Source organism: uncultured Polaribacter sp. (genome assembly GCF_947503855.1).
In the GTDB taxonomy this organism is placed as follows: Bacteria; Bacteroidota; Bacteroidia; order Flavobacteriales; family Flavobacteriaceae; genus Polaribacter.
Genome location: NZ_CANNFF010000002.1, coordinates 146077 through 165317, shown reverse-complemented (window position 1 = coordinate 165317; position 19241 = coordinate 146077). Strand labels below are relative to the sequence as shown.

At 31.9% G+C, this 19241-nt stretch carries 14 protein-coding genes and 1 pseudogene; 1 reads left to right on the top strand and 14 read right to left on the bottom strand.

Annotated elements, in window-relative coordinates; translation table 11 throughout:
- Window position 1: 1 nt before the first annotated feature.
- The 7 genes from hisB to Q0662_RS02125 all read right to left on the bottom strand — a co-directional run bounded on the left by hisB (window position 2) and on the right by Q0662_RS02125 (window position 8662).
- The gene (hisB, locus tag Q0662_RS02155; protein WP_298946726.1) at window positions 2-1141 is read right to left on the bottom strand and encodes a bifunctional histidinol-phosphatase/imidazoleglycerol-phosphate dehydratase HisB; all 1140 of its coding nucleotides are present in this window, start codon (window positions 1139-1141) and stop codon (window positions 2-4) included.
- A gap of 57 nt (window positions 1142-1198) precedes the next feature.
- Window positions 1199-2251, bottom strand: coding sequence for a histidinol-phosphate transaminase (gene hisC, locus Q0662_RS02150; RefSeq protein WP_298946724.1), 1053 nt, complete (start codon window positions 2249-2251; stop codon window positions 1199-1201).
- Window positions 2252-2325: 74 nt separating this feature from the next.
- On the bottom strand, window positions 2326-3609 hold the full coding sequence (hisD, locus tag Q0662_RS02145) for a histidinol dehydrogenase (protein WP_298947032.1): 1284 nt from the start codon (window positions 3607-3609) through the stop codon (window positions 2326-2328).
- A gap of 182 nt (window positions 3610-3791) precedes the next feature.
- Entirely contained in the window at window positions 3792-4649 is an 858-nt protein-coding gene (hisG, locus tag Q0662_RS02140) for an ATP phosphoribosyltransferase (protein ID WP_298946722.1), read from the bottom strand.
- Window positions 4650-5180: 531 nt separating this feature from the next.
- On the bottom strand, window positions 5181-6953 hold the full coding sequence (gene typA, locus Q0662_RS02135) for a translational GTPase TypA (RefSeq protein WP_298946720.1): 1773 nt from the start codon (window positions 6951-6953) through the stop codon (window positions 5181-5183).
- A 249-nt stretch (window positions 6954-7202) separates the two neighbouring features.
- The gene (locus Q0662_RS02130) at window positions 7203-7499 is read right to left on the bottom strand and encodes an LETM1 domain-containing protein (RefSeq protein WP_298946718.1); all 297 of its coding nucleotides are present in this window, start codon (window positions 7497-7499) and stop codon (window positions 7203-7205) included.
- Complete coding sequence (locus tag Q0662_RS02125) at window positions 7499-8662, bottom strand: proline dehydrogenase family protein (RefSeq protein ID WP_298946716.1); 1164 nt, start codon at window positions 8660-8662, stop codon at window positions 7499-7501. The genes Q0662_RS02130 and Q0662_RS02125 overlap by 1 nt, the downstream gene beginning before the upstream one ends.
- Window positions 8663-8752: 90 nt before the next feature.
- On the opposite strand from Q0662_RS02125, the gene aroB reads away from it, so the two are divergent.
- On the top strand, window positions 8753-9811 hold the full coding sequence (gene aroB, locus Q0662_RS02120; protein ID WP_298947030.1) for a 3-dehydroquinate synthase: 1059 nt from the start codon (window positions 8753-8755) through the stop codon (window positions 9809-9811).
- Here aroB and Q0662_RS02115 read toward each other — a convergent pair whose 3' ends face one another.
- The 7 genes and pseudogenes from Q0662_RS02115 to guaB all read right to left on the bottom strand — a co-directional run bounded on the left by Q0662_RS02115 (window position 9812) and on the right by guaB (window position 19240).
- The gene (locus Q0662_RS02115) at window positions 9812-12325 is read right to left on the bottom strand and encodes an outer membrane beta-barrel protein (protein ID WP_298946713.1); all 2514 of its coding nucleotides are present in this window, start codon (window positions 12323-12325) and stop codon (window positions 9812-9814) included.
- 77 nt (window positions 12326-12402) lie between these two features.
- A complete protein-coding gene (gene leuB / locus Q0662_RS02110; RefSeq protein WP_298946711.1) occupies window positions 12403-13458 on the bottom strand; it encodes a 3-isopropylmalate dehydrogenase in 1056 nt (351 codons plus the stop codon).
- 73 nt (window positions 13459-13531) lie between these two features.
- Window positions 13532-15052: an alpha-isopropylmalate synthase regulatory domain-containing protein gene (locus Q0662_RS02105; protein ID WP_298946709.1), complete on the bottom strand. Its 1521-nt coding sequence runs from the start codon at window positions 15050-15052 to the stop codon at window positions 13532-13534.
- Between the two features lie 58 nt (window positions 15053-15110).
- Window positions 15111-15710: a 3-isopropylmalate dehydratase small subunit gene (gene leuD, locus Q0662_RS02100; protein ID WP_298946704.1), complete on the bottom strand. Its 600-nt coding sequence runs from the start codon at window positions 15708-15710 to the stop codon at window positions 15111-15113.
- 89 nt (window positions 15711-15799) lie between these two features.
- Complete coding sequence (gene leuC / locus Q0662_RS02095; protein ID WP_298946702.1) at window positions 15800-17197, bottom strand: 3-isopropylmalate dehydratase large subunit; 1398 nt, start codon at window positions 17195-17197, stop codon at window positions 15800-15802.
- Between the two features lie 336 nt (window positions 17198-17533).
- Window positions 17534-17605: pseudogene (locus tag Q0662_RS02090) on the bottom strand (YqaE/Pmp3 family membrane protein); the annotation flags it as partial.
- A gap of 159 nt (window positions 17606-17764) precedes the next feature.
- Window positions 17765-19240, bottom strand: a complete 1476-nt coding sequence (guaB, locus tag Q0662_RS02085; RefSeq protein WP_298946699.1) for an IMP dehydrogenase — start codon at window positions 19238-19240, stop codon at window positions 17765-17767.
- Window position 19241: the final 1 nt, after the last annotated feature.

Below are 19241 nucleotides of genomic sequence, written 5' to 3'. Positions count from 1 at the left end.
GCTAAAGAAGTCCTTTTGTAGAAGGTAAAAACATCTTATTCGCATCTCTTTTTACTGCCATTTTCATTGCTTTTGCAAAAGCTTTAAAAATGCCTTCTATTTTATGATGTTCGTTTACGCCTTCTGCTTTTATATTCAAATTACATTTTGCACCATCTGTAAACGATTTAAACAAATGAAAAAACATTTCTGTTGGTATATCTCCAATTTTTTCTCTCTTAAATTCTGCATCCCATTCTAGCCAGTTTCTACCTCCAAAATCTACAGCAACTTGTGCTAAACAATCGTCCATAGGCAAGCAAAAGCCATACCTTTCTATACCTAATTTATTACCTAAGGCTTTGTTGAACAGTTCTCCAAAAGCAATCATGGTGTCTTCTATAGTGTGATGCTCATCAACCTCTAAATCTCCATCTACTTTTATGGTCAAATCCATATTTCCATGACGCCCTATTTGGTCTAACATGTGGTCGAAAAAAGATAATCCTGTATTGATATTATTTTTACCAGAACCGTCTAAGTTTAGTTTGATGTAAATCTTAGTTTCATTGGTGTTTCTGGTGATTTCTGCAACTCTGTCTTCTAATTTTAAAAACTGATAAATGTCTGCCCAATCTGTACTTTTTAAGGCAATACAATCTAAAATTTCTTGTTTTGAAGTTTCAATTTCGTTTGCACCTAACTCTGGGTTTTCAGACAAATAAATTCCTTTTGCACCTAAATTTTTAGCCAATTCCATGTCTGTGATTCTATCACCCAGAACAAAAGAATTTTCTAAATCATACTCCTCAGAAAAATAGTTGGTTAACAAACCTGTTCTTGGTTTTCTGGTTTCAGCATTTTCATGTGGAAAAGTTTTATCTATATGAACTGCTGAAAAAACAACACCTTCTTTTTCAAAAGCAGCAATAATTTTATTTTGTGCTGGCCAAAAGGTGTCTTCTGGAAAAGAATCGGTTCCTAAACCATCTTGATTGGTAACCATTACCAATTCGTAATCCAATTCTGAGGCTATTTTAGCCATGTATTGAAAAACTTTAGGATAATATTCTAACTTTTCTAAACTATCTAACTGATAATCTATAGGCGGTTCTAGCACTAAAGTTCCATCTCTATCTATGAATAATACTTTCTTACTCATTATCTATTATTTTATAGACCTCACAGGTTTTAAAAACCTGTGAGGTTTTTATTTACATTATTCGGTTGTTTTTAAAACACGAATCAATTTCTCATTCTCCAAATTCGTTCCAATTGTAAAACGCAATGTGTTTTCACATAAAGGTTGGGTAGTTCTGTTTCTAACTACAATACCTTTTGCAACCAATTGATTATATCGTTTTGTGGCATCGTCTACTTTTACCAAAACAAAATTACAATCTGTTGGGTAAATTTCTTTGATAAAATCGATTTCTTTTAAACACACAATTAATTGATTTCTTTCTGCTTTAATTTTACCAATTTCTTCTTGTACTTCTTCTACCTTTTGCAAACGTTCAATAGCCTTTTGTTGTGTTAATTCGTTTACATTATACGGTGGTTTTATATTGTTTAAAACAGCAATTATTTGTGCAGAAGCATAACACACTCCTAATCTAATTCCTGCCAAACCATAAGCTTTAGAAAGTGTTTGTGTGATGATTAAGTTTGGAAATGCTGTTAATTTTTCTAACCAACTTTTTTCTTCAGAAAAATCGATATAAGCTTCATCAATTACTACTAAACCATTAAATTTCTGTAATAATTCTTCTATTTTTTTAGATGTAAAACTATTTCCTGAAGGATTGTTGGGTGAACATAAAAACAAAATTTTACTTTTTGCATCTACTTTTGCTAAAATTTCATCAACTTTTGGTTGAAAATCTTGCGTTAATAAAACTTTTCTGTTTTCTATGTTGTTGATATTCGCTAGCACTGAATACATTCCGTAAGTTGGTGGTAAAGTAATGATGTTATCTTCTTTTGGCTCACAAAATGCTCGGAAGATTAAATCCAACACTTCATCACTACCATTACCTAATAAAATATGCTTTTTTGAAACATTTTTAATAGCAGACAACAGGTCTTTTACTGAATTTTGTTGCGGATCTGGATACCTATTTACTCCATTTTCAAATGGATTTTCATTGGCATCTAAAAACACCATTTTATCTGATGTAGCATCTTTATATTCGTCTCTTGCAGAGGAATAGGGTGTAATGTTTCTGATGTTTTCTCTGATGAGATTTTTTATGTTGAAATTTGTCTTCATTACTTTTTCTTGTCATTCCTGAGAAAGCAGGAATCTATTTTACTGTGGATTCCCATTTTCATGGGAATGACATTCTATTTTAAATCATTTAAACGTAAAGTTACTGCATTTTTATGCGCCTGTAAGCCTTCTGTTTCTGCCATTAGTTCTATAGCATTTCCTATGTTCTGGATTCCTGTTTTACTAATTTCTTGAAACGTAATGCTTTTTGTAAAACTATCTAAATTTACACCAGAATATGCTTTTGTAAATCCGTTTGTTGGTAATGTATGGTTAGTTCCAGAAGCATAATCTCCTGCACTTTCTGGAGTATAATTTCCAATAAAAACAGACCCTGCATTTTCTATATTCTGCACATAAAAACTGTTGTTATTGGTACAAACAATAAAGTGTTCTGGACCATATTCGTTAATTAGTTCTAAGGCAATTTCATCGGTTTCTACAAAAATTGACTTTGAATTTTCAATAGCTTTTTGTGCAATTTCCTTTCTTGGTAGCTCTAAAATTTGTGAGTTGATTTCTTTTTCTACTTCTGATATTAATTTTTTAGAAGTAGATACCAAAATAACTTGAGAATCTACACCATGTTCTGCTTGACTTAATAAATCTGATGCTACAAAACTTGCCTTTGCAGAATCATCTGCAACTACTAACAATTCACTTGGCCCTGCAGGCATATCTATAGCTACACCAAATTTGGTTGCTAATTGTTTTGCCACTGTTACAAACTGGTTACCTGGACCAAAAATTTTATAGACATGTGGTATATTGTTAGTACCAAAAGTTAAACCAGCAATGGCTTGGATACCACCTACTTTTACAATTTTAGTTACACCACATAAATTGGCTGTATATAAAATTGCTGGATGAATTTTACCTTGTTTATTAGGTGGAGAACACAACACAATTTCTTTACACCCTGCAATTTGTGCTGGAATTGCTAACATTAAAACTGTTGAAAATAATGGGGCTGTTCCACCAGGAATGTACAAGCCAACTTTTGTAATAGGTCTTTTTTCTTGCCAACAAGAAACTCCGTTTGCAGTTTCTACAGCTACTTTTACTGTTTTTTGTGCTGTATGAAAATTAGTAATATTTGTTTTTGCTAGGTTAATAGCCTGTTTTAAATCTTGGGAAACCAAATTGATAGCTTCTTCTATTTCTGCATTAGAAACAATATTGTTTTCTAATGAAACACCATCAAATCTTTGTGTGTATTTGTTAATTGCTGTATCTCCATTTTTTTGAATATCAGCAAAAACCTGATTTACGACACCTTCTATATCATCAACAGTTTTTGTAGGTCTTTCTAGAAGTTGTTTCCAGTCTTTTTTTGATGGATTACTAATTACTTTCATCATTCTATTCTCTTATTAACTTGCGTGAGCGTTAGGGATTGTAGCAACTGTTTGAGCTCTTTTTTCTTTTTCAGAAAAAAAGCGAGTGCGAAAAGCCCGTTAAAACGCCCAAAAAATATCATCTTATTTATAATATTAGATGCTGAAACAAGTTCAGCATACTTTAAATTTATAAACTAAATTTAAAGTACCATTTTTTCGATTGGACAAACTAAAATGCCTTCTGCACCATTGGCTTTTAATTCGTCTATAATTTCCCAAAACTGATTTTTAGAAATTACGGTGTGTACAGAACTCCACCCATTTTCTGCCAATGGCAAAACTGTAGGACTTCTCATACCTGGTAATAAGGCCAAAATTGCATCTAATTTTTCGTTGGGTGCGTTTAACAAAATGTACTTAGATTGCCTTCCTTTTAATACCGATTGAATTCTAAATTGGATTTTCTCTAAAATGGCTTTTCTTTCTGCAGAAATTTCTGGAGAAACTGCCAAAACAGCTTCTGATTTTAATAATACTTCAATTTCTTTTAAACCGTTTTTAAATAGCGTTGAACCACTTGAAACGATATCGCAAATACCATCTGCCAACCCAATATTTGGGGCAATTTCTACAGAACCATTAATAATGTGCAAATTTGCTTCTATATTTTGTGCTGTTAAAAACTTTTTAACAGTTTCTGGATACGAAGTTGCAATGCGTTTGCATGCTAAATCTTTTAAAGAACTGGCTTTAGATTCTTTAGGAACAGCAATAGAAACCTTGCATTTAGAAAAACCTAAGCGTTCTACAAATTCAATATTGTTTCCTTTTTCTATTAAGACGTTTTCGCCAATAATAGCTGCATCTACGACTCCATCTTGTAAATATTGAGGAATATCTCCATTTCTTAAATAAAATACTTCTACAGGAAAATCTCTAGCTGCTGCTTTTAATTGGTCTTTACCATTGTCTATAGAAATACCAATGTCTTTTAAGATTCTCATAGAATCTTCGTTTAATCTTCCTGATTTTTGTACTGCAATTCTTAATTTGTTCATTTTTGTTTTTTATGTTGCCTGAGCAAATTTGGATTAGATTCCTGCCTTCGCAAGAATGACAAATTTATTGTTTTATTGATCCTGACTTTCTTCAGGATTATTTTAAAATCATTTTATGATTTTAAAATAAAAAACCCGTTTGATTTTCTCAAACGGGTTTGTATAATATATTAGACTTTATTCAATACATTTCTACATCGCTTGAGAGCAATTATATAAATGATGATGGTTTTGAGTAAAGTTCATTTCTTTTATTGTTTGTGCAAATATCTTAATTTTATTTCTTTAAATCAAAATGATTTTTGTAAAATTTTTGAATCGGGTTCAATATTTATCAAAATTGTTGTTTTTGTTAATTTTTGATTTGAAATATTCAAGATATTATCCTTTAGCTTCTTAAAAAAATATAAATTTTTTAATTTATATTTAACAAATTAAAATTTGACTATTTTAGAAATATGTTAATGGAACAAAAAAAAGCTCAAGAAAATAAATTCTCGAGCTTTTTTTGTTTATATAATTTAACTAAAATTATGGTCTGTAATTAATTTTACGCATACGTAAGCTTTCTGGAGTTACTTCTAAATACTCGTCTGCTTTAATATACTCCATACATTCTTCTAAAGAGAAATCGATTTTTGGTGCAATTTTTACACTATCATCTGTACCTGAAGAACGAACGTTGGTTAATTTTTTACCTTTGATAAGGTTTACACCCATATCATCAGACTTTGCGTTTTCTCCCACAACCTGACCAATGTAAATATCTTGATTAGGATCTATAAAGAAACGACCTCTGTCTTGTAATCTATCAATTGCATAAGCTGTTGCTTTACCTGCTGCAGATGATACAATAGCTCCTTTTATTTCTTCAGAGAAATCGCCTTTATAAGGGCCGTATTCTGAAAATCGGTGGTTTATAATTGCTTGACCAGCTGTTGCAGTTAAGATTTTATTACGTAAACCAATTAATCCTCTAGAAGGAATTGTAAATTCTAAATGTTGTAAATCTCCTTTTGGTTCCATAATTAACAAGTCTCCTTTTCGTAAAGAAACTAAGTTAATTGCTTTAGAGGCAACATCTTCTGGTACGTCTATAGAAAGTGTTTCGTAAGGTTCTGATTTTACACCATCTATTTCTTTAATAATTACTTGTGGTCTTCCCACTTGTAACTCGTAACCTTCTCTACGCATGGTTTCTATTAAAACGGATAAGTGTAAAACTCCACGTCCAAAAACGTTAAATTTATCTTCAGAATCTGTAGTATCTACTCTTAAAGCTAAGTTTTTTTCCATTTCTTTAAACAATCTGTCACGTAAATGACGAGATGTTACAAACTTACCTTCTTTACCAAAAAATGGCGAGTTGTTAATGGTAAACAACATACTCATTGTAGGTTGATCAACTTCTATTCTTGGTAAGGCTTCTGGGTTTTCTAAATCTGCAATGGTATCACCAATTTCAAAACCTTCTATACCTGTTATTGCACAAATGTCTCCACTTCTTACTTTTTCTACAGAAGCTTTACCCATTCCTTCAAAAACGTGCAATTCTTTAATTCTTACTTTTTTGGTAGAACCATCTGCTTTTATAAGCATATAGTCTTTTGCTATTTCTAAATCTCCTCTAAATACACGTCCAATTGCAATTCTACCTGTAAAAGCAGAAAAGTCTAAAGAGGTAATTTGCATTTGTGGAGAACCTTCTCTATAAGGTGCTTCTGGAATAGCTTCTAAAACAGCATCTAATAAAGGAATAATATTGTCTGTTGGTTCTTGCCAATCTGTAGACATCCAACCATTTTTTGCTGAACCATAAATGGTTGTAAAATCTAGTTGTTCTTCTGAGGCTTCTAAAGCAAACATTAAGTCGAACACTTTTTCGTGTACTAAATCTGGTGTACAGTTTTCTTTGTCTACTTTATTTACAACCACAATTGGTGTTAAACCTAATTCTATCGCTTTACCTAATACAAAACGAGTTTGTGGCATTGGGCCTTCAAAAGCATCTACCAATAACAAAACACCATCTGCCATTTTTAATACACGTTCTACTTCTCCTCCAAAATCGGCGTGACCTGGTGTATCTATTACATTAATTTTTACATCTTTGTAATTTACAGATACGTTTTTAGAAAGAATGGTAATTCCTCTTTCTCTTTCTAAATCGTTATTATCTAACAATAAATCTGTACGTTCTTTACGATCGTCTAAAATTTTTGCTTGATCTATAATTTTGTCTACCAAAGTAGTTTTACCATGGTCTACGTGGGCAATAATTGCGATGTTTCTTATTGATTGCATTTGTGCTTTCTTAAATTTCGTGCAAAAGTAGTTGTTTAGACACGAATTATACGAAAAATAGCTAATTATTTTTACGTTGTGCTTTTTTAATGCCTTAAAAACAGGTTTTTATAGAGTTTCTTTTACTTTGATGTTAGCAAAAAGCTTCTAGATAAGTGCGTTAGCGATTGTAATGGAAAGCCCACAGTGAGGTTACGAACGAGGACTTGCAATGAAAAACGCGACCTGAAAGGGAACGCCCAAATTATTTTATTTGTTATCTGTTTCTGGATCTTCTTGAAAGGCAGATGGTAAAATATCTGGTATTAATTTGATTAATAAGGGTAGTAATAATGCGCCTCCTGGAAGCATAAAAACCGTAAAAGCGGGTATGGCTTTGCAAATATCTAACAGTTGAATTTTAATTTTTTGCTTTTCTTCTTCTGTTAAATGCGAGTGTGTAGATTTTTTAATTAAATGGTAAGCTTCTTTGCTTTGTAACAACTCTTGATGTAACCTCAGTTTATTTCTATGAAGTAACTGTTTTATTTCTTCTACAGTTTGCATTATAATTTTCTACGTTTTCTTTCTGCTTTTAACAGGTTTAACTCTCTACTTGTTTGCCCTGCAACTGAAGTGTTTTCTTCTGCACGTCTAATTAGATAAGGCATAACATCTCTTACTGGCCCAAAAGGTAAGTATTTTGCAACATTGTATTGCTGGTTTGCAAGGTTGTAACTTATATGATCGCTCATACCAAATAGTTGCCCAAACCAAAGTCTTGCATCGTTTTTACTAATTTTGTATTTGTCTGCTAATTCCATACCTAAATAAGAGCTTTTTTCATTATGTGTTCCTATAAAAATAGCCATATTTTTGTGTTCCATCATGTATTTTACAGCTTCATTGAAATTAATATCTGTAGCTTGTTTGTGTTCGCAAATTGGTGATGGGTACCCTTTTTCTTCGGCTCTTTCTCTTTCTTTTTCCATATAAGCACCTCTTACCACTTTTATACCGATATGAAACCCTTTTTGGAGAGCTTTTTTGTGCAGTTTTTTTAAATAGGCAAGTCTATCATGCCTATACATTTGTAAAGTATTAAAAACTATGGCTTTTTCTTGGTTGTAAGTTTCCATTAATTGCTCTATTAATTGATCTGCTGCATCTTGCATCCAACTTTCTTCTGCATCAATTAATAAGGGTACATCTTTCTCTAATGCTACTTTACATACTTTGTGATAACGCGCTTCTACTCTAGCCCATTCTTTTTTTTCTTCTGTTGATAATTGGTTGCTTTCAGTAATTTTTTGATACAATGCAAATCGCCCAAAACCTGTGGGTTTAAAAACCGCAAATGGAATGGATTTTTTTTCTGCGCAAAAATTTACAATTTTTAAAACCTTCTCTAAAGCTTCATCAAAACTTGTTTCTTTGTCTTTACCTTCTACAGAATAATCTAAAACACTATGTACATTGCCATTGTTGTACATGTTTTCTATAATTGGCATACAGTCTTCTTCGGTAACACCGCCACAAAAGTGATCAAACACCGTTGTTCTAATTAAACCTTCTATAGGTAAATGTGCTTTTAAAGCAAAATTTGTTACTGCACTACCAATTCTAACTAAGGGTTGGTTTTGAATCATTTTAAACAAAAAATAGGCTCTTTCTAGCTGAGAGTCTGTTTTTAGTGCAAAAGCAACTTGTGTGTTATTAAAAAAATTCATTTGAAGCTATCAAAATTTAAAACAAAGATAGTTGAAGAGTATAAATAATTCAATAATTTCTAGTTAATTTGCACTTTCAATATTTTTATGATGAAATCTATAAAAGCAATAAGTTATCCTGTTCATTTTCAAGACAAAGCGTATAAAGAATTGTCTACTTTAGTAACTAAAAACAACTACTCAACTATTTTTATTTTGGTTGATGAGAATACTTTTGAGCATTGTTATCCTAAATTTATAAGAAATTTTAGTGCAGAAAACAGGATTGAAATAATAGAAATTGAGTCTGGAGAAATTAATAAAAATCTAGAAACTTGTATTGGTGTTTGGAATGCTATTACAGAATTAGGTGGTGATAGAAAAAGTCTCTTAATTACTTTAGGTGGTGGTGTTATAACAGATTTAGGTGGCTTTGTGGCTTCTTGTTTTAAACGAGGAATTGATTTTGTAAATGTACCAACCACTTTATTATCTATGGTAGATGCTTCTGTAGGTGGAAAAACAGGTGTAGATTTAGGGGTGTTGAAAAATCAAATTGGTTTGTTTGCAAACCCAGAAATGGTATTGGTAGATGCTGCTTATTTAGAAACAGTTACGCCTAGAGAAATAAAATCTGGAATGGCTGAAATTATTAAATACGGTGTTACTTACGATATTAAACTATTTAATGAGATAAAACAAAATAAAGAGCTACATATCAAAGATTTAATATTTAGATCTATTGAGATAAAAAACGAAGTTGTTTTAGAAGACCCCAAAGAAAAAAACATACGTAAAATTTTAAATTTTGGTCATACTTTAGGACACGCGATAGAGTCTTTTTACTTAGAGTCTGAAAACAAAGAAAACTTAACACATGGAGAAGCTATTGCAATTGGGATGGTTTGCGAAAGTTATATGTCTTCTAGATTATTAGGTTTTCCTGCAGAAAAAGTTGCAGAAGTAAAAGAAGTAGTTCTAGCTATTTACGATAAAATAAATCTTTTAAAAGAAGATTTTGTTGCTATTATAGAACTACTTAAGCATGATAAGAAAAACGTAAACGGACAAGTAAATTTTGTACTTTTAAACGATTACGAAAATTTTAAATTAGACTGTAAAGTTGCTGAAGAATTGATTATTGAGAGTATGGAGTTTTACAATTTGTAATTAAAACTCTCTTTTACCAAATTCACTATCAATAAACTTCGATTTATTTTTAGCAGCGTTAAACGTGTAAGATAAGTTTAAGGTAATCATATCAACTTCATACACATAATTTGTTGTGGTATAAAACTGATTAGCACTTGAGGTGGTAATGCGTTGTTCATTTGTTTTAAATAGCCCCATATCTATATTCTGCCACTGCAAAGTAGCCGTCAATCGATTTTCCATAAACTTTTTTCGAAACGTTAGGTTTGGTGAATAAAATCGAGAATCTTCACCTATAGCTGTAACCCTATCAGACAAGTAATTAAATGTGAACTGCACAGAAGCATTTTGCCCAAAATTATAAGTAGTATTTAAATTTATAGAATAAATTGTGGAATTGGTATCAATATTATAATTACGTTCAACACCATCTCTATGTTTAAAATTTAAAACGCCATCAATATCATAATTATAAGCATTTACACCAATAAAGTTTGTCCAATTTTTTGATGCTTTTATTGTAGCTCCTACTTCTAAACCTATTGAATTACTATTTCCAACATTAGAATAGACTCTATTAATAATGCTATCGATTACAGCACCATTAGATTGATACGCTAAAGTATTTACTCTATTAATAACGTTCTTTACATGTCTAAAATACCCTGTTGCATAAATTGAATTTCCACCGTTTAATTTTTTAGTGATACCTAGTTCAATTAAATCAATAAATTCTGGTTGTAAAGTATTATCACCTTGTTCAAAAACCTCTGAATGCTCACGTTCTGCAAAACTATTCATTTTAAAAGTTGTAGTTCTTTCTACTCTTTTGCTATATGCAGTTTTAATATTTGTTTTATCATTAATTTTATATTGTAAGGATGCTGAAGGAAATAACTTTACAAAATCTAAATTGTAAACATTTTCTATTCCATCACTTCGCAATGTTTCTTTATATTCTCTATCCATTGACTCTAAACGTACACCAGCATTATAGCTCCATTTATTTTTTGCTCCAGAAAGTTGTGCATATCCAGAATGGATTACTCTTTTTAAGCTTACATCACTAGAAAACTCTGGCACTAAATTCTCATCTCTTTCGTATACAAATTTACCTGTATGCTCTAAATTTCTAAATTGATATCCTGTTTCTAAAATCCCAAAAGAAAATGGTTTCCATTGATAATCTAAATTAAAGCGATTTCCATGCAAAGGATTATCATTAGTATTAAATTCTCTTTGATACACAATCGCATTATCAGGAAAACCTAAATTATCGTTCTCTGTTGGCCCACCTAAAAAAGTATATTCATATAAAATTGAAGTTGATAATTTTGAGTCATTGTTAAATTTATGACTATAATCAAAACTACCCAATGCAAAATCTCCTTTTCTAGTTCTTAAATTATGATTAAAATAGGTAAGCTTATACAAGCGATTGTTACTATTTATTGGAGAAACTGCATAATTATTATAGACAATATCGGCTAAACGATCTTTAGTTCTTTTTCCTGCAAAGAACCCTATTGAAAAGTTATTCTTATCATCTGGAGTAAAATCAACATTAAAACGACCATTGTAGGTAATCTCATCAAAACTACGCTCACCATCAGAAGGCAAAAAAGAGGTTGTATTCTCTGGAGTATTAATGATAAACATATCTCCTTCTCTTCTACCAGTTTTGTCATTTCTTTGGTAACTTGCACCAAAAGACAGATTCCATTTACCTGTTCTTTTATTAATTGTTGCATCAATACCAAAACGCTTTGCAGCAACTTGGGTATCGTAATCTTCTATAGATGGAAATCCACCTCGCAAATTTATTTGAGCAAAAGTTCCATCTATAGCTCCTTTTTTTGTAATAATGTTTAAAATACCTCCTTTTCCCTCTGGATCATATTTTGCTGACGGAGCTGTAATTAATTCGATTTTTTCTATAGCATTGGCTGGTAATTGTGCTAAAATAGTACTTGCATCACCTTGTGTAGGTTTTTCGTTTATTAAAACTGTAAAACCTTTACTTCCTCTTACACTAATTTCACCCAAACCATTAATTGTTACAGATGGTAAATTACGTACTACATCAACGGCATTTCCACCAACTGTAGTTTGATATTTTTGGGTGTCAAAAACTTGCCTATCAATTTTATGAGAAACCGTTTGTTTTTCTGCTCTTAAAACAACTTCGTTTAATTGATTTGCTGAGCCTAGAACAAGTTTAATAGTATCTAGGTTTATTAATGCTCCTTTACTTTTTGGATGTATACTTTTAATTACTTTAGTTTCATAGCCTAAAAATGTAACTTCAATATAATAATTACCAGGTCTTATTGCATCAATAATAAAAAAACCTTCTAAATTGGTAATAACACCTGTTACTAGTTTTTTATCAGCAACTTTATAAATAGCAACACTTGCATATTCTAAAGGGTAATTATCTAAAGCATCTACTACCTTACCTTTAATTTGTGCATTTATAGAAAAAATACTAAAAATTAAAGCAATAAAAAAAAGTGCATTTTGTAATTTCATGTAATTATTTTTTTTTCAAAAATAAACAAGAAAAAATTACAAAACAGCACCTTTACTGTTTATTTTTTTTATGAAAACTAGATGTTTTCAGCCAACCAATCTCCTACTTCTTTTGTGCCGTAAGATTTTTGTCCATCAGCTAAATCTTCTGTTACAACCCCTTTTTCTAAAGCTTTGTTTACAGCATCTCTAATTGCTTTCCCCTCTTCTTGTAATCCAAAATTTTCGAACATCATTGCTGCTGATAATACAGTAGCCATAGGATTTGCAATATTTAAACCTGTTGCCTGAGGATAAGAACCATGAATTGGCTCAAACAAACCAATTTCTGCACCTAAAGAAGCACTTGGCATTAAGCCCATAGAACCAGAGATTACAGATGCTTCATCGGTTAAAATATCTCCAAATAAATTTTCTGTAATTAATACATCGTAACTATTTGGCCATTGAACCAAACGCATGGCAACAGCATCTACAAATTCGTAAGAAACTTCTACTTCTGGATAATCTTTTTCCATAGCCTGCACAGTTTCTCTCCATAATCTTGAAGTTTCTAAAACATTCGCTTTGTCTACACAACATAGTTTTTTACCACGAGTCATAGCCAACTCAAAACCTTTTTTTGCTAGACGTTGTACTTCTGCTCTTGTGTAAACACAATTATCAAAAGCGGTTTCGCCTTCTTCTCTTCTACCCTTTTCACCAAAATAAATACCTCCAGTTAACTCTCGTAAAAAGACCAAATCAGTTCCTTCAATACGTTCTCTTTTTAAAGGTGATTTATCTAATAATGATGGAAACGTAAAGGTAGGTCTTACATTTGCAAACAAACCTAATTTTTTACGCATTTTTAACAAACCTTGTTCTGGTCTTACTTTTGCAGAAGGATCATTATCAAAACGTGGATGCCCAATAGCGCCAAATAAAACGGCATCGGAAGATGCACAAATTTCGTGCGTTTCATCTGGATAAGGCTCTCCAACTGCATCAATAGCAGCTGCACCTGTTAATGCTGGTTTCCAATTAATTTCATGATTGTACTTTTTTGCAATAGCATCCGATACTTTTACTGCTTGGTCTATTACTTCTGGACCAATTCCATCTCCTGCTAATAATGCGATATTTAATTTCATTTTTTTATTGTTTGTAGACTTTAGACTTTAGTCAAATGTAGCGATGACTAAAGTTTAAAGATTATTGACTAATTTAAATTATATTCAACATTTTTTCTGTGGCTTTAATGGCAGATACTGTTTGATCTGAGTCTAAACCCCGTGTTATAAATTCTTGTTTTTCTTTTTTCCATGTAATAATGGTTTCACACAAAGCATCAGAATGACTTCCTGGAGGAATTCTAACGGCATAATCTACCAAGTCTGGTAAATCTTTTTTGCTATGTGTTTTGTACAATTTTCTAAGTGCATTCATAAAAGCATCAAATTGCCCATCACCTTGTGCATGAGCCTCGTATTCTACTCCTTCTACTATTAATTTTAAAGTAGTGGAAGGTTTCATACCTTTTGCATGACCCAATACATAGTTTTTTACAACTACGCGTTTTTCTATTGTATCGCTATCTAAAACATCAGAAATAATATATGGTAAATCGTCTTGAGAAACCACTTCTTTTTTATCTCCCAGTTCTATAATTCTTTGGGTAACTTTCTTTAGTTCATCATCATTTAAGCTGATACCTAAATCTTGTAAATTTTTTTGAATATTAGCTTTACCTGATGTTTTACCTAATGCATATTTACGTTTTCTACCAAAACGTTCTGGCATTAAATCGTTAAAATAAAGATTGTTTTTATTATCTCCATCTGCATGAATACCAGCAGTTTGTGTAAAAACATTTGCACCAACTACGGGTTTATTTACAGGGATTCTAAAGCCAGAAAACGTTTCTACCAACTTACTAACTTTGTTTAAAGCAGTTTCATCTACAGAAATTTCAACACCATTAATAAAATCATTAATTACAGCTACAACACTTGCTAAAGGTGCATTCCCTGCACGTTCTCCCATTCCATTTATGGTTAAGTGTAAGCCGTTAATACCTGCATAAACAGCTTCCATCACATTGGCAACACCTAAGTCATAATCATTATGACCATGAAAATCAAAATGTGTTGTTGGATATTTTTGTTTTACTTCTTCTATAAAAGTAAATGTTTCCTTGGGAGTTAAAACGCCTAAAGTATCTGGTAATAAAATACGTTCTATATTTTGTGTTGATAAAAAATTTAAAAACTCAAACACATATTCTTTAGAATTGCGCATACCATTAGACCAATCTTCTAAATAAACATTGGTTTTAATGTTGTTTTCTGCAGCTAATTCAATAGTTTGTTTAATTGCTGCAAAGTGCTGTTCTGGTGTTTTTTTAAGTTGATGTTTTAAGTGATTTAAAGAACCTTTGGTTAGCAAGTTCTGTACTTTTGCACCAGCCTCTATCATCCAATTGATAGATTTTCCTCCATCAACAAAAGTTAAAACCTCAATTTTGTTTAATTGATTGTTTTCTGAAGCCCAAGAAGTAATTTTTTGTACAGCTTCTAGTTCACCTTTAGAAACTCTTGCAGATGCTATTTCTATACGATCTACATGCAACTCTTCTAGAAGCAGTTTTGCAATGGTTAATTTTTCAGAAACTGAAAAAGACACGCCTGATGTTTGTTCTCCATCACGCAATGTCGTATCCATTATTTCTATTTTTCTTTGAATCATCCTATCAAATTTGAAAAAAAAATCTTTTTTTGGTTTCCCGTTTTCTCGAGAAAAGCATTTAGAAAGGTCTTCTTTCTGCAAAATTAGTAATTTCTTCTTCCATATTTTTTAAATAGTCAATATCATCAAAACCATTTAACATATTGTCTTTCTTATAAGTATTTATGTCAAAAGATTCTGTTTCTCCTGTTGCTACTAAAGTTACTTTTTGATTGGGTAAATCTACTTTGATTTCTGTTTTGGGATCTGCCATAATTGCATCAAACAATTTATCTGCAAATGCTGCAGAAACTTGCACTGGTAAAACTCCTACATTTAAACAGTTATTTTTAAAAATATCTGCAAATGCCGATGAAATAACGCAACGTAAACCAAAATCGTACACAGACCAAGCTGCGTGTTCTCTAGAAGAACCAGAACCAAAGTTTCTACCTCCTACTAAGATTTTAGAACCTGCATAAATTTCTTTGTTTAATGGAAAATCTGCTTTTGGTGTCCCGTCTGCATTGTATCTCCAATCACGAAAAAAATTGATATCGAAATCTTTACGCTCTGTTGCTTTTAAGAAACGAGCAGGTATAATTTGATCTGTATCTACATTTTCTATTGGTAATGGATATGCTGTACTTGTTAATACTTCAAATTTATCGTATGCCATTTTGTTTTGCTTTATGCTTTAAGCTTTTATGCTCTAAGCAATTTTTTGATTCTTAATAAGCTATAGGTTTTAAGCCTGTAGCTTATAGTTTATACTAATAATGTTCTTGGGTCTGTAACTACACCTTCTACTGCAGATGCTGCTGCTACTAAAGGAGATGCTAATAAAGTTCTAGATCCTGGTCCTTGTCTTCCTTCAAAATTTCTATTTGATGTTGAAACCGATAATTTTCCTGCTGGAATTTTATCATCATTCATAGCCAAACAAGCAGAACAACCTGGTTCTCTTAACTCGAAACCTGCATCTGATATAATTTTATCCAAACCTTCTGCCTTTATTTGATCTACAACTTTGTGAGATCCTGGTACTAACCAAGCTGTAACATTGTCTGCTTTTTTTCTTCCATCTACAATAGAACAAAAAGCTCTAAAATCTTCTATTCTACCATTGGTACATGAACCTAAAAATACAAAATCTATCGGTTTTCCAATCATAGCTTCACCTTCATTAAAAGACATATAACCTAAAGACTTTTTATAGGTTTCTGCTCCACCTTCTACATTTGCTGCAGTTGGTATCGAATTTGTAACGCCCATTCCCATTCCTGGATTGGTACCATAAGTAATCATTGGTTCTATATCTGAAGCTTCATAATTGAATTCTTCATCAAACTGAGCATTTTCATCTGTGTGCAAAGTTTCCCAATATTTCATGGCTTTGTCCCAATCTGCTCCTTTTGGAGTTAATGCACGTCCTTTAATATATTCAAAGGTTTTTTGATCTGGAGCTATCATACCTCCTCTTGCACCCATTTCTATAGAAAGGTTACAAACCGTCATTCGACCTTCCATAGACATGTCTCTAAAAACATCTCCTGCATACTCTACAAAATAACCAGTAGCTCCAGAAGTTGTTTGTTTAGAAATTATGTATAAAGCCACATCTTTTGGAGTTACACCTGCACCTAATTTTCCATTTACGTTAATACGCATTTTTTTGGGTTTTGGTTGCATAATACACTGTGTAGATAATACCATTTCTACTTCACTTGTACCAATACCAAAAGCTATAGCACCAAAAGCACCATGTGTAGATGTATGTGAATCTCCACAAACAATCGTTGCACCAGGTAGGGTAATTCCGTTTTCTGGGCCTACAACGTGTACAATTCCGTTATTTTTATCACCCAAACCCCAATGAGAAATACCATATTTAGCCGCATTTCTTTCTAATGCGTCTAACTGATTGGCAGATAAAGCATCTGCTACTGGTAAATGCTGATTGATAGTTGGTGTGTTATGATCTGCAGTTGCAAATGTGCGCTCTGGATATACCACACTGTTTCCTCTACTTTCTAATCCTAAAAAAGCTACAGGACTTGTAACTTCATGTATAAAATGACGATCAATAAAAAACACATCTGGCCCGTCTTTTACGCTACGTACCACATGAGAATCCCATACCTTGTCAAATAATGTTTTTTCCATTTCTTGTTTTTTTTGATTTTTATTAATAATCAACTACCAAAAATAGCTATTTAACTCAATTTATTAACATAGCTAATTATAGGCAATATTATACCCAACATGTAGTGAGGTATCTATATATTTGAATAACAATATATTAAACATTAAATAAATACGATGTCTAATTCTTAAAGTAATTTAATTTAGAAGGCAATATTGCATAAATTTATCTATAATTTTCTTCTTTTATAGGATGATCTTCATAAAAGTCTGTAAACGTTTTTGTAGTTTTATAATTATCTTTTAAAACTTTTTACACCATAATTAACAAAGATATTTGACCTACTTATTGATAATTTAAGTAACCAAAGCACCAATTACACCTGCTATCCACTTACAAAGTGTTAACAGAAAAATAATAACAAAAGATACTCTAAAAACTTATAATTATTTAGGTTGGTTATTTAAAAAAAAACAATTCGTTTACTTTATAAAATAGACTTTACAATGTTAAGGATTTAGGTTTAAAGTTAACAAAAAAAGCTCAAGAGAAATATTCTTGAGCTTTTAAATTTTTAAAATTGTAGTTTATCGTCTACTATAATTTGGTGCTTCTTTTGTAATTGCCACATCATGTGGATGGCTTTCGTTAATTCCACTTGCTGTAATTCTAACAAATTGACCTATTTCTTTTAAGGTTTCAACATCTTTGGCACCACAATAGCCCATACCCGCTCTTAAACCACCAATAAACTGATGGATGCTTTCAAATAAATCTCCTTTGTAAGGAACTCTACCTACAATACCTTCAGGTACTAATTTTTTAATATCTGCTTCTACATCTTGAAAGTACCTATCTTTAGAACCTTGTTTCATTGCTTCTACTGAGCCCATACCTCTATAAGATTTAAATTTTCTTCCTTCGTAGATAATTGTTTCTCCTGGAGATTCTTTGGTACCAGCTAATAGAGAACCTAACATTACACAGTCTGCACCAGCTGCTATTGCTTTAGGGATATCACCTGTATAACGTATACCTCCATCTGCAATTACTGGTACTCCACTACCTTTTATAGCAGCAGCTACCTCTAAAACTGCAGAAAATTGTGGGAAACCAACACCTGCAACAATTCTTGTTGTACAAATAGAACCTGGACCTATACCTACTTTTACTGCATCTGCACCAGCTTCTACTAAATATTTTGCGGCACTTGCTGTGGCTATATTACCCACTACAACATCTAGTTTTGGAAATTTACTTTTTACTTGTTTTAAAACAGTAACCACGCCTTTTGTATGGCCATGAGCTGTATCTATAATTACAGCATCTACCCCCGCATTTACCAAAGCTTCTGCTCTTTCTACAGCATCTCCAGTTACACCCAAAGCAGCTGCAACCCTTAATCTACCAAAAGAATCTTTATTAGCAATTGGTTTTTGTGTAACCTTAGTAATATCTCTAAAGGTAATTAAACCTTTTAAGGTATAATGATCATCAACAATTAAAAGTTTTTCTATTTTATGATTTTGAAGTATTTTTTCTGCATCTTTTAAAGAAGTTCCTACTGAGGCTGTTACTAAGTTTTCACTAGTCATTACCTCTACAATGGGTCTTGCATTGTCGTGCTCAAAACGCAAATCTCTGTTGGTAACAATTCCTTTTAAAGCACCATTTTCATCAACAATAGGTATACCACCAATACTGTGTTCTTTCATATTTGCTTTAGCATCTAACACAGTTGCAGTTAACGGCAATGTTACTGGATCTAAAATCATACCAGATTCTGCACGTTTTACTTTTCTAACTTCTAAAGCTTGTTGCTCTATTGTCATATTTTTATGTAAAACACCAATCCCCCCTTCTCTTGCAATAGCAATTGCTAAAGCAGATTCTGTTACAGTATCCATCGCTGCAGAAGCTATAGGTACATTTATAGTGATGTTTTTCGTGAATTTTGTTTGAATGTTTACTTCTCTTGGAAGTACTTCTGAAAAGGCAGGGACTAATAAAACGTCATCATACGTTAAACCTTCTCCTAAAATTTTGTTGTTGTGTGCTGTCATA

Bases quoted from the DNA above. Each gene is read 5' to 3' on its own strand.
- hisB (WP_298946726.1), bottom strand. From the start codon at position 1,141: ATGAGTAAGAAAGTATTATTCATAGATAGAGATGGAACTTTAGTGCTA.
- hisC (WP_298946724.1), bottom strand. From the start codon at position 2,251: ATGAAGACAAATTTCAACATAAAAAATCTCATCAGAGAAAACATCAGA.
- hisD (WP_298947032.1), bottom strand. From the start codon at position 3,609: ATGAAAGTAATTAGTAATCCATCAAAAAAAGACTGGAAACAACTTCTA.
- hisG (WP_298946722.1), bottom strand. From the start codon at position 4,649: ATGAACAAATTAAGAATTGCAGTACAAAAATCAGGAAGATTAAACGAA.
- typA (WP_298946720.1), bottom strand. From the start codon at position 6,953: ATGCAATCAATAAGAAACATCGCAATTATTGCCCACGTAGACCATGGT.
- Q0662_RS02130 (WP_298946718.1), bottom strand. From the start codon at position 7,499: ATGCAAACTGTAGAAGAAATAAAACAGTTACTTCATAGAAATAAACTG.
- Q0662_RS02125 (WP_298946716.1), bottom strand. From the start codon at position 8,662: ATGAATTTTTTTAATAACACACAAGTTGCTTTTGCACTAAAAACAGAC.
- aroB (WP_298947030.1), top strand. From the start codon at position 8,753: ATGAAATCTATAAAAGCAATAAGTTATCCTGTTCATTTTCAAGACAAA.
- Q0662_RS02115 (WP_298946713.1), bottom strand. From the start codon at position 12,325: ATGAAATTACAAAATGCACTTTTTTTTATTGCTTTAATTTTTAGTATT.
- leuB (WP_298946711.1), bottom strand. From the start codon at position 13,458: ATGAAATTAAATATCGCATTATTAGCAGGAGATGGAATTGGTCCAGAA.
- Q0662_RS02105 (WP_298946709.1), bottom strand. From the start codon at position 15,052: ATGATTCAAAGAAAAATAGAAATAATGGATACGACATTGCGTGATGGA.
- leuD (WP_298946704.1), bottom strand. From the start codon at position 15,710: ATGGCATACGATAAATTTGAAGTATTAACAAGTACAGCATATCCATTA.
- leuC (WP_298946702.1), bottom strand. From the start codon at position 17,197: ATGGAAAAAACATTATTTGACAAGGTATGGGATTCTCATGTGGTACGT.
- guaB (WP_298946699.1), bottom strand. From the start codon at position 19,240: ATGACAGCACACAACAACAAAATTTTAGGAGAAGGTTTAACGTATGAT.